Here is a 1,449-nt window from a genome sequence, read left to right as displayed (position 1 = left end):
CCCGAGGCGATCACCGGGATGGACACCGCTTCGGCAAGGTCGCGGTCGAGGGCTGGGCCGAAGCGTCCAGCCTCGGCGTCGTCGAGCTGGCCAAGAAATTCGAAGGCGCGGGCGTGGCCGCCATCATCTACACCGACATCGACCGCGACGGCGTGCTGACCGGCATCAACTGGGACGCCACCATCGACCTTGCCGAAGCGGTGTCCATCCCGGTGATCGCCTCGGGCGGCCTGGCCTCGATCGCTGATATCGTGCGCATGACCATGCCGGACGCGCAGCGGCTCGAAGGGGCGATCTCCGGCCGGGCGCTCTATGACGGCCGCATCGACCCGGCGGAGGCGCTGGCGGTCCTGCGCGGCGAGGAGATGGAGGCAAGGCCGTGAAGGTGTCGATCATCCTGGCGTCCTATGACAGCGGCCACTATCACGGCGGCTGCGGCCAGGGTCCGGATGCGCTGATGGCCGGCGGCCTTGCCGAGGCGCTCAAGCTTGCCGGCCACGACATCGACGTCCACGACATCGGCAGGGTCAGCGACGACGAGCAAGCGCGCGAGATCGCGACCGGCTTCGCCGTCTGCAACGCCGTGTCGGGCGAGGTTCGCATCGCGCTCGACAACGAGCGGTTTCCCATCGTGCTCGCCGGCAACTGCCTGACCAGCGCCGGCGCCGTGGCCGGCGAAGGCGCCGACGCCATCATCTGGGCCGACCAGCATGGCGACATCAACACGCCGGACACTTCCACATCCGGATTCCTCGACGGCATGGCGCTAGCGACGGTGCTTGGCCTTTGCTGGCGGCCGATGACGGCGCAGATTCCCGGCTTCAAGCCGATCGACCCGGCCCGCTCGGTGCTCGTCAATGCACGCGACCTCGACACGGCGGAAAGGGAGGAACTGGAAAAACTGCCGGTCATCCGCTCCGAATGCCCGGACTGGACGGGGGCGGCGGAGAGGCTGAAGAAGGCCGGCGCCGAACGGATCCATATGCATATCGACCTCGACGTTCACGACCCGGAAGAATTGCAGGCCAACCGCTTCGCCACGCCCGGCGGTCCTGGACCCGAGCAGGTGCGGCAGGCGATGTGCGGCATGGCCGGCGCACTGCCAATCGCCGGCCTCACCATCTCGGCCTATGATCCGGCCTTCGATGCCAAGGGCGAGGTGCCGCCGCTGGTCGGCGAATTGCTGGTCGAGCTGCTCGCGACGATGGAGAGAAGCTGATGCTGAAGGCCCGCGTCATTCCTTGCCTCGACGTCAAGAACGGCCGTGTCGTCAAGGGCGTCAACTTCGTCGACCTCGTCGATGCCGGCGATCCGGTCGAGGCGGCCAAGGCCTATGACGCGGCCGGCGCCGACGAGCTCTGCTTCCTCGACATCACCGCCTCGTCCGACAACCGCGAGACGATCTTCGACGTCGTCGCCCGCACCGCCGAGCAATGTTTCATGCCGCTC

General features: G+C 67.7%; 3 protein-coding genes. All 3 read left to right on the top strand.

Annotated elements, in window-relative coordinates; all coding sequences use genetic code 11:
• Positions 1-383, top strand: a 383-nt coding sequence (locus EN781_RS32475; RefSeq protein ID WP_245492709.1) for a HisA/HisF-related TIM barrel protein, incomplete at its 5' end; no start/stop codon positions are given.
• Positions 380-1,219 carry an arginase family protein gene (locus tag EN781_RS32470; RefSeq protein ID WP_126057105.1) on the top strand — a complete coding sequence of 280 codons (840 nt, stop codon included), beginning with the start codon at positions 380-382 and terminating at the stop codon, positions 1,217-1,219. The genes EN781_RS32475 and EN781_RS32470, both read left to right, overlap by 4 nt.
• On the top strand, positions 1,219-1,449 hold a 231-nt coding region (locus tag EN781_RS32465), incomplete at its 3' end, for a HisA/HisF-related TIM barrel protein (RefSeq protein ID WP_245492708.1). The genes EN781_RS32470 and EN781_RS32465, both read left to right, overlap by 1 nt.

This window comes from Mesorhizobium sp. M4A.F.Ca.ET.090.04.2.1, assembly GCF_003999085.1.
In the GTDB taxonomy this organism is placed as follows: domain Bacteria; phylum Pseudomonadota; class Alphaproteobacteria; order Rhizobiales; family Rhizobiaceae; genus Mesorhizobium.
Note: the sequence above shows the minus strand (reverse complement) of the source record. Positions and strands in the feature narration are given on the sequence as shown.